The 9,167-nt window shown below is 62.5% G+C and carries 7 protein-coding genes; 5 read left to right on the top strand and 2 right to left on the bottom strand.

From position 1 onward, the window contains the following. Positions 1-70: 70 nt before the first annotated feature. Positions 71-1,072, bottom strand: coding sequence for an autoinducer 2 ABC transporter substrate-binding protein (locus AC0L3A_RS33000; RefSeq protein WP_219681623.1), 1,002 nt, complete (start codon positions 1,070-1,072; stop codon positions 71-73). 690 nt (positions 1,073-1,762) lie between these two features. Between AC0L3A_RS33000 and AC0L3A_RS33005 the strand changes: the two genes are divergently transcribed. The 4 genes from AC0L3A_RS33005 (at position 1,763) to AC0L3A_RS33020 (ending at position 6,562) form a co-directional block, all read left to right on the top strand. After that, complete coding sequence (locus AC0L3A_RS33005; RefSeq protein ID WP_007596120.1) at positions 1,763-2,893, top strand: sugar ABC transporter substrate-binding protein; 1,131 nt, start codon at positions 1,763-1,765, stop codon at positions 2,891-2,893. A gap of 66 nt (positions 2,894-2,959) precedes the next feature. Then, positions 2,960-4,501: a sugar ABC transporter ATP-binding protein gene (locus AC0L3A_RS33010; RefSeq protein ID WP_473255909.1), complete on the top strand. Its 1,542-nt coding sequence runs from the start codon at positions 2,960-2,962 to the stop codon at positions 4,499-4,501. Beyond that, entirely contained in the window at positions 4,494-5,606 is a 1,113-nt protein-coding gene (locus AC0L3A_RS33015; protein ID WP_007596118.1) for an ABC transporter permease, read from the top strand. Before AC0L3A_RS33010 ends, AC0L3A_RS33015 begins: the two co-directional genes overlap by 8 nt. Further along, positions 5,603-6,562, top strand: a complete 960-nt coding sequence (locus AC0L3A_RS33020; protein ID WP_007596117.1) for an ABC transporter permease — start codon at positions 5,603-5,605, stop codon at positions 6,560-6,562. Before AC0L3A_RS33015 ends, AC0L3A_RS33020 begins: the two co-directional genes overlap by 4 nt. 15 nt (positions 6,563-6,577) lie before the next feature. On the opposite strand, the gene AC0L3A_RS33025 is transcribed toward AC0L3A_RS33020, so the two are convergent. Beyond that, positions 6,578-7,477: an SMP-30/gluconolactonase/LRE family protein gene (locus tag AC0L3A_RS33025; protein ID WP_219681620.1), complete on the bottom strand. Its 900-nt coding sequence runs from the start codon at positions 7,475-7,477 to the stop codon at positions 6,578-6,580. A 201-nt stretch (positions 7,478-7,678) separates the two neighbouring features. On the opposite strand from AC0L3A_RS33025, the gene AC0L3A_RS33030 reads away from it, so the two are divergent. Next, positions 7,679-8,704 carry an aldo/keto reductase gene (locus AC0L3A_RS33030; RefSeq protein ID WP_354127189.1) on the top strand — a complete coding sequence of 342 codons (1,026 nt, stop codon included), beginning with the start codon at positions 7,679-7,681 and terminating at the stop codon, positions 8,702-8,704. Positions 8,705-9,167 lie beyond the last annotated feature (463 nt).

The raw sequence follows: 9,167 nt of genomic DNA on the forward strand, positions 1-9,167 counted from the left end.
GAGTGGTACTGCATTCCCGACCGGAAGGGCCGGGAATGCAGCGCGATGAGGCGACTAAACGGGTGTCGGCCTAGAGCCCTCCGGCGATCAACCCGTCGATGGTTTCCTTGTTGATGCGCATGATCTTGTCCACCTTGATCTGCTTTCCTGCAACGTCGACGGCTGCCTTGCCAAGGCCGGGTACATCGACGCCATCCGTGATCGGTTTGCCATCGAGCACGAGTTTGGCCACCGCGACCATCGCGTAACCCGCATCGGTGGGATTCCACAGAAAACCTTCGCGGATCGTATCGTCCGCGATAAGCGACTTCGCCTGGCTCGGCAGCACGGTGCCGACCACGGCGATCTTCTTGCCAAGGCGTTGTTGACGCACAGCATTTCCGGCCCCGATAGGTCCATTCGAACCGAAGCCGAGAATACCACGCAGGTTCGGATAGGCCTTGATCACGTCGAGCGTCGTGCGTTGGCTGGTGTCGATCTCGTCGGCGCCGGGGAAGCGGTCGGCGACGAGCTTCATTTTCGGAAAATTCTTCTGCTGGTAGGCAATCGCGGCATCGGCCCATTTGTTGTGAAGCGGCGTCGTAAGAGTCCCGACATAGACCACATAATCACCTTCGCCGCCCATGTCCTTGGCGAGACGTTCCATCTGCACCTCGCCGAAGCGAACGGAGTCGATCAATTCCACATTCCAGTCACGACCTTCCTGTTCCGGACCCTCATGCGTGATGACCTTGATTCCGGCGGCCTGGGCGCGCTTCAGCACGGGCTCGCAGACTTTTACATCAAGCGGGACCAAGCCGATCACGTTGACTTTCTTGGCAATCAGATCCTCAAGGAGCTTTACTTGCTGTGCCGGATCGACGTTCGCCGGGCCAACCATAGTGGCATTAATGCTGAAGTCCTTCGCACCCTTCTGGATTCCCTTTTCAAGTGCGTTGAACCACGGAATTCCCGCGATCTTCACGACCGTGACCATTTCCTTTTGGGCTTGCGCAAAGGCAAGGCCCGGAAAACCGGCACCGGCAAACGCGGCCGTACCACCGATCAGCTTGAGCGTCTGACGTCTGTCCATTGTTCCCTCCCAGGAAACTATCTTGGATTCCGCACCCTCGATCTGAGAGTCGATGGGTGGGGGCAGTCGAGCCTGTTCTTGCTTGGGGGCAGAAAGAGTTGCCTGTCCAACCGCAGGACCTTGAGGGAGATTAGAGACCGGCACTCCAGAACGTGTCAAGCAAGCGAGATGTTCGCCAGCCACGTCGCAGTGCGATACCTGATCGCGTCTTCGAGCTGCTGAGTGAGGAGCTGCGAGCGATCGGCGTTCCTACAGCGATCATCTCAGCGAAGGAGCGCTACGCGACCCTGCCGGACGAAAGCAAGTAGTCCGGGCTTCTGGCTTCAACCCAGCTTCAGCAAGCGGGCTTCGTTCGGCTTCGCGTCGCGATTCACACTTTTCCCTGAGTGTCATTTTTTTCGTGACGCGCGTGGATGCCACCATGAAAGGCCGGCCACGGCCAGCTTCGCCGTTGCACAATCCCTTGCCGCCCACGAACATCCGACTGTCATTGTTACGTTTTCTGCTTCCCGCAATTGTCGTCGGTTGGCCGTGCGTGCAGATCGTGTCTCGCGCCGGAGCGTCCGCCCTCGGCTTGTCAGCATCGCAAGTTGCGTGCCATCCTAACGCAACACGCGCACGGGAAGGTCAATTCCCGGCATGGCTACGCGCCGCGTTAGGGTGGAACACAAACGCTCAGGGAGACACGACATGGTGTGGACGCTTCGTCTGACGGGGCTGGCTTGCGCCGGCTTGCTGTTGTCATCGGTGAGTGCTCTGGCAGGTCCTAAGGTCGTCTCCGGCCCGGGCGCCGACCCCGCCTGCTTCAAGCCATGGTCGTCCGAGACCAAATTCTTTCAGTGGCCCAAGAAGGCGGGCCCCTACAGGATCGCGCTGGTCAACGGTTTTGTCGGCAACACCTGGCGCATCCAGATGGTGAAGACTGCCAAGGCTTTCGCCGATCAGCCGGGTATCAAAGAGAACATCAAGGAGTTCAAGGTCGTTTCCACCGGGACCGATGTGGCGGCGCAACTTGGCGCGATGGAGGACTTCATCAACCAAGGCTTCGACGCAATCGTTACCATTGCGGTCGCTCCCGACGGTTTTGATCGCATCATCCGTCTTGCCGACAAGAACAACGTCGTGGTGGTGCCGTTCGACAACGTCCTCGACACCGACAAGGTGATGATGGTCAACGAGGACCAGAAGGAAATGGGCCGTATGTCGGCCAAATGGCTGATCGACGAGAGCGGCAAGAAATCCGGCGACATCCTTGAAGTCCGCGGCCTGCCGGGAAATTCCGTCGACCGCGACCGTCATCTCGGTTTCCGCGAGGTAATAGAATCGCCCGGCAACAGCTTCAAAATCACCGAGGTGGTGGGTAATTGGGACACCGGCACCTCGCAGAAGGTGACTGCGGATGCGCTAGCAGTGCATGGCCATTTCGATGGAGTATTCACCCAGGGCGGATCCGACGGCACCGTGCAGGCGCTGATGGCTGCCAAGCATCCCTTTGTGCCGATGTCGGGTGAGGGCGAGAACGAGTACCGCAAGCAGATCGCCGATCACGCCAAGGACGGACTGAAGGGAATGTCCTACGGCCAGTCGCCGGCGCTGGTGGCGATCGCGACCAAGGCGGCGATCTCGGCGCTGCAGGGCAGCATTATGCCGCAGCTGATCTCGATCCCGATTCCAGTGGCGACCTACAAGGATCTCAAGCCGGGCACGAATTACTGGCCTGAGCTCAATGCCAACTTCTTCGCGCCGAATCAGTTCACGCCGTGCGGCGTGAACTTCACTGCGCCGGAGATCATGTCGCAGAGCGAGAAGAACACCCAGTGACGGCTCCAGCGATGTCTCTGTCACGGCCCGGCATTCGCCGGGCCGCCGTCGCGTGAAGGCCCGGGCATGCCGGTTGCCGACCCGACGCAATCCGCCTTCCTGGAGCTTGCCGGCATCTCCAAGCGCTATGCCGGCGTTCGGGCGCTGGAAGGGGTCGATTTCGCCTGCGAGCGCGGCAAGATCCACGCCGTGCTGGGCGAGAACGGCGCCGGCAAGTCGACCCTGATCAAGATCATTGCCGGTGTGGTGCAGCCCGACAGCGGCCGCATGCGCCTCGCGGGGAGCGAGGTCAGCTTCGCCACGCCGTCGGCGGCGAATGCAGCCGGTGTCGTCTGCATCTTTCAGGAGCTATCGCTGATGCCCGACCTCTCGGTCGCGGACAACATCTCCATTGCATCCCCGCCGCGGCGGTTCGGCCTGATCGATGCGAAGGCCCAGCGCCGCCGCGCCGAAGAACTGTTGTCCGAGATCGGCTGTGAGGACGTCAACCCCCTGAGGCGCGTGCGCGATCTGCCCCTATCGAGGCGCCAGGTGGTCGAGATCGCGAAGGCGCTCGGCAAGCGGCCGCAGTTGCTTATCCTCGACGAGGCGACATCGGCACTGACGAGCGCCGATGTGGAGAAGGTTTATGCGATGCTGGCACGGCTCAAGGCCGAGGGCGTCGCAATCCTGTACATCTCGCACCGCATGCACGAGGTCGAGGCGCTCGCCGACCGCGCCTCGGTGTTTCGCAACGGCCGCCATATCGAGACCTTCGACAAGGGGAGGCGTTCGACCGCCGATATCATCCAGCTCATGATCGGGCGTGACATCGCGGCCCAGTATCCGCCCAAGCCTGCGCGAAATGCCGCGAAGCCGGTGCTGGCGCTCGAGAACCTGTGCTGGGAGAGGCAGCTCGATCGCATTTCACTGAGCATCGGCGCCGGCGAGATCGTCGGGCTCGGCGGTCTCGACGGGCAGGGCCAGAAATCCCTGTTGCTTGCTCTGTTCGGTGTTTTGCGCGGCGTCACTGGTCGTCTCACGGTGGCGGATCGCGAAGTACGTCCCGGCTCCCCGGCGGCGGCAAAATCGGTCGGCATCGCGCTCGTCCCTGAGGACCGCAAGACCGAAGGGCTGATGCTGCCGATGTCGATCGCGGACAATCTTGCGATCGCATCGCTCGACGCGCTTTCCACTGGCCCATTCATCGATACCGGCCGGGAACGCACCGCGATCCAGCGAGCCATCGCGAGGCTACAGATCAAGTTGGACGCAGCGAGTGATGCGGTCTCGACGCTGTCGGGCGGAAACCAGCAGAAGGTCGTGCTCGCCAAATGGCTGATGACCGATCCGCGCATCATCCTGCTCAACGATCCCACGCGCGGAATCGACGTAGGCACCAAGCAGGAGCTCTACCGGCTGATGCGCGAACTCGCCGACCAGGGCGCCGCAATCCTGTTCTACTCGACCGACTATGACGAGCTGATCGGCTGCTGCGACCGCGTCGTCATCATGTATGACGGCCGCATCGTGCGCGAGCTCGAGGGCGACGACCTCACCGAGACCAACATTGTCGCAAGCTCCCTGAATGTCGACACCGATACCGCAGCGGGGGCGGCGCATGCTTGACGATATCGCGATCAGGATCCGCCAGAACATCGGTCTGGTCACCGCCATCCTGTTGTTCTGTGCCCTCTACATTTTCTACAACGCCGCGCATCCCCGCGGTTTCTCCTCCGCCGTGCTGGTGCAGAATGGCGACGAAATCTTTGCGCTCGCCATGCTGGCGATGGCGCAGACAGTGCCGGTCTTGATGTCGGGCCTTGATCTCTCCGTCGGAGCGGTCATGACCATGGTGGGCTGCTTTGCGAGCTACCTCCTGACCGGCGCGGCAGGTGGTGCGCCGCTGCATCTCGACATGTTCGGCGTGCATCTCGGCCTCGGCACCTTTCCGGGCGGCGTGAGCGGCATTCTGCTCGGGATCGCCGTGTGCCTTGCGATCGGCGCGGCTGCCGGCTTTATCAATGGTTGCGTCGTCGTCTATGGGCGCATCCAGCCGATCATCGCGACGCTTGCGACCGGCGCGGTCTACATCGGCATCGCGCTTTTCCTGCGTCCGACCCCGGGCGGCAAGATCGATGTTGATCTGAACTGGGCGCTGACTAACTCGCTCGGCGATTTCGCCTCGACCGTGCACATCTTCGACGATGGCGCGGCTGCCTGGTTTGCGCCGTTCGCCTGGATCCCGGTGCCCTTTGTGCTTCTCGTTCTCATTCCGCTGCTGGTGTGGGTGCCGTTCCGCCGCTCCGTTCTCGGCCGCGCCGTCTATGCGATCGGCTCGGCCGAGGGCGCGGCTTATATGTCCGGCCTTCCGATCGAGCGCGCCAAGATCGCCGCCTTCACGCTCGCGGGCTTCTTCGCCGGCTGCGGCGGTCTCTTCCTTGCTATCCAGACGTCGTCTGGGAATGCGGACATTCCGCAGGCCGGCGCCTATACGCTCAACTCGATCGCCTCCGTGGTGATCGGCGGCACTTCGCTGCTTGGCGGAACCGGCAGTGCGATCGGGTCGATCTTCGGGGCCATGGTCTTGCGCGTGATTTCCTTCTTCTTCCGCATCTTCGACATTGCCCCTCTTCTGCAGCCGCTGTTCGAGGGCGTGATCCTGCTCGCTGCCGTCAGCATCGGCGCGTTGGGCATGCTACGCGTCAAGAACACGCTGGAGCTGTTTCGATGACGGCGGCCTCATTCAGTCTCTCGCGCGACGACCGCCCGATCCTGATTGCGGCGGCGTTCATCGTCGTCATTCTCGTCGCGGGTACGGTTTACACATTCGCCCGTTTCGGCAGCGCTCCCCTGTTGTCTCCGGCCTATCTTCTGCAGCAATTGCAGATCGGTGCGTTCCTCGGGATCGTCTCGGCCGGCATGATGATCGTGATCCTGATCGCGCAGATCGACCTGTCGGTGCCCTGGACGCTCGCCGCCGCGGCCATGATGGCGACCTCGGTCGGCGGTCCTCTCGCAATTCCGGTCGGGCTCGGGGTCGGCGTTCTGGTCGGGCTCGTCAACGGCGTCGGGGTCGCGTATCTGCGGGTCCCCTCGATGATCTTTACGCTGGGCGTGAATGCCGTGATGCGCGGCCTGATGGTCGCGCATACTGGCGGCTACGCACCGCAGACCGGGGCGACCGACCTGATGCGGATGCTGGCGGGCGATCGTACGCTCGGCATTCCCAACGCGCTGTTCGTCTGGGCCGCGGTGTCCGTGCTGGTGGTCGTCATCCTGCAGCGCATGTCGCTCGGCCGCTACATCTACGCCATCGGCAACAAGGAGGCGGCGGCCTATCTGGCCGGCGTCAACACGCGCCGCGTCACGGTGGTCTGCTTCGTGCTCTGCGGCCTTGCTGCCGCGCTCGCGGGCGTGCTGCTCGCCGGCTATTCCACCAAGGCCTACCAAGGCATGGGAGACGCCTATCTGCTGCCCTCGATCGCCGCCGTCGTGATTGGAGGCACCAACATCCTCGGCGGCCGCGGCCGCTATCTCGGCACGCTGATCGGCGTCGTCCTGATCGTGCTCCTGAACAGCGTATTGTCGATCATGGAGATGCCGGAGGCGGGCCGCCAGGTGATCTATGGTCTCGTTATCATCTTCATGCTGCTCGTCTACGGGCGGGGCGAACGCGTCACGAGCTAGATGGCCGGCCTAAGCTTACACGGCCGCGCGCGTATTGAGGAAGATCGAATACAACGAGGTCTGTCCGCAAATGTACAGGCGGTTGCGCCGTGGACCGCCGAAACAGACATTCGCCACGATCTCACCGATCGGGATCGTGCCGATATGCGTCCCGTCGGTCCCGTAGCAGAACACGCTCCGTCCCGCCGACGTCCAGATGTTGCCATGGATGTCGCAGCGAAATCCGTCATAGAGCCCGTCGGGGCAGGTGGAAAACAGCGAGGGCTCAGCGACCTCGTTTCCCTGCACCTTGTAGGACCAGATCGTCGCGGGCAGCCCGTCGACGTGGGTCGCGCCGGTATCGGCGACATAAAGCAGCTTCTCGTCTGGCGAGAACGCCAGCCCGTTCGGCTGCACGCGGTCAGAGACGACCAGGCTGATCTCGCCGCCCGCTGGATCGATCCGGTACACGTTGGAGGCGCCAATCTCGGATTTGGCATGTCGGCCCTCGTAATCGCTGTCGATGCCGTAGGTCGGATCCGAAAACCAGATCGAGCCGTCCGATTTCACCACGACATCGTTGGGCGAGTTCAGCCGACGCCCTTCGAACTGTTCGGCAAGCACCGTGATGGAGCCGTCGTGCTCGGTCCGGGTGATGCGGCGCATGAAGTGCTCGCAAGTGACCAGCCGCCCCTCGCGATCGGTCGTGTTGCCGTTCGAGTTGAAGCTCGGCGAGCGGAACACCGACACCGATGAATCCGTCTCGTCGAAGCGCATCATCCGGTTGCTCGGAATGTCGGACCAGATCAAATAGCGGCCGGCCGGAAAGTAAGCGGGTCCTTCGGCCCAGCGGCAGCCGCTGGTGAGTTTTTCGAGATTGGCGTGACCAAAGACCAGGCGGGCAAATCGCGGATCGTGCGTGACATAGGGGAGCATCGTTCCTCCTTCGTTGCCGCAGGTCGTGAAGTGCCCGCGTGCCGGTTCCGCTTTTCTTAGCAACCCGAATGTATGAGCGGAATAGTCTTGTACGAGACCCGCAATCCTCGCGTTGACACCCGACGGCAAATACATACGCTGCGCGTCGCTGCAATGAGACGAGCGCGCGATCAAGGCGCGAAGAAGGAAGAGCAATCCACCATGATTTCGCAATCAGCTTTGCCGCGCCGCACACTTGGCCGGACCGGTCTCGAAGTCTCCATCCTCGGGTTCGGAACCGCACCGCTCGGCGATCTCTTTCTCGAGCTCGACGACCACACTGCGATCGCCGCCGCGAGCCGCGCCTTCGAGCTCGGCATCAATCTGCTCGATACATCACCGCACTATGGCAACGGCCTGTCGGAGCATCGCTGCGGAACGGCGCTCCGGCGCGTGCCCCGCAAGGATGTGGTGCTTTGCACCAAGACGGGTCGCTGGATGGATCCGTTTCACCAGCCGGAGACTCGGTCCGGATTTGTTGGCGGACAGCCGCACCGGGCCGTCGTCGACTATTCCTATGACGGCACCATGCGCTCGGTCGAGCAGTCGCTGTTGCGGCTTGGCACCGACCGGATCGACCTGCTGCTAATCCACGATGTCGATGTGTGGACCCACGGCAAGGACGCGATCGAGGACCGGTTTCGCGAAGCGATGTCCGGGGCCTATGTAGCGCTGGACAAACTTCGTTCCGAAGGTGTGGTCGCGGGCATCGGGATCGGCGTCAACGAGGCCGAGATGTGCGTGCGCTTCGCGCAGGCCGGATCCTTCGAGGTGATGCTGCTCGCGGGGCGCTATTCGCTGCTGGAGCAGCCAGCACTCGAAGAGTTCATGCCGCTGGCGCTGAAGGAGGGCATCGCGGTGCTGCTCGGCGGCGTGTTCAATTCGGGGATTCTGGCGACGGGCGCCACCAAGGGCGCCAAGTACAATTATCAGGACGCACCGCCGCAGATCCTTTCGAAGGTTGCCGAAATCCAGCGTATCTGCGCAGCTCATGACGTAGCGCTGCCGACGGCCGCTCTACATTTTGCGCTCGGTCATCCCGCGGTCGCGAGCGTGGTCCTCGGGGCGCATAATGCGCAGGAGGTCGAGCGCAACGTGGCAGCGCTGACCACCACGGTGCCAGCCGCGCTCTGGAGCGATCTCAAGGCCGCGTCCCTGCTGGAATCGGAAGCCCCTGTTCCGAGCTAGACCGGATGAACGCGCTTGAATCGGTACAAGGCGAGGACTCGGATCACCTCTCTCCGCGGGGGAGAGGTGCACCGAATGATACGGTCGGAATCGTGAATTTTTGCATCGATGCGCGGGCGCGCGTGGACCGCGTAAGAACGGCGGCTTCTGGCGGGCTATCAAGGCACGAGGCCGGGGGTTAAGCTGCCCTCCGGTAAGCGAACAGCGCCTCCACAGTCGTGGGTTTGGCACCGTAGCGGTCTCCCGCTACGATTTCCCCAAGCTTCGCATGTGCGGCTTTGACCTATGGGAGGACTACCCGTCGGGCAAAACACCCGCCACCCCGTCAACCCCTCCCCACAAAAATATTCCACTTTACCGAAATTCGGAAATGGCGTATGTGTCGTCCATCCCGGCTCATCCTTGAGGGGCGATCTTGTGGTCGTCATGTTCGCGAGCCGGGCTTGCGGTGGACGCGGCAGCG

The sequence above is a fragment of the Bradyrhizobium sp. MI1.3 genome, assembly GCF_055811695.1.

What these genes read in the sequence shown, in the direction of transcription:
- AC0L3A_RS33000 (WP_219681623.1), bottom strand. Translation starts at nt 1,072, where the DNA reads ATGGACAGACGTCAGACGCTCAAGCTGATCGGTGGTACGGCCGCGTTT.
- AC0L3A_RS33005 (WP_007596120.1), top strand. Translation starts at nt 1,763, where the DNA reads ATGGTGTGGACGCTTCGTCTGACGGGGCTGGCTTGCGCCGGCTTGCTG.
- AC0L3A_RS33010 (WP_473255909.1), top strand. Translation starts at nt 2,960, where the DNA reads ATGCCGGTTGCCGACCCGACGCAATCCGCCTTCCTGGAGCTTGCCGGC.
- AC0L3A_RS33015 (WP_007596118.1), top strand. Translation starts at nt 4,494, where the DNA reads ATGCTTGACGATATCGCGATCAGGATCCGCCAGAACATCGGTCTGGTC.
- AC0L3A_RS33020 (WP_007596117.1), top strand. Translation starts at nt 5,603, where the DNA reads ATGACGGCGGCCTCATTCAGTCTCTCGCGCGACGACCGCCCGATCCTG.
- AC0L3A_RS33025 (WP_219681620.1), bottom strand. Translation starts at nt 7,477, where the DNA reads ATGCTCCCCTATGTCACGCACGATCCGCGATTTGCCCGCCTGGTCTTT.
- AC0L3A_RS33030 (WP_354127189.1), top strand. Translation starts at nt 7,679, where the DNA reads ATGATTTCGCAATCAGCTTTGCCGCGCCGCACACTTGGCCGGACCGGT.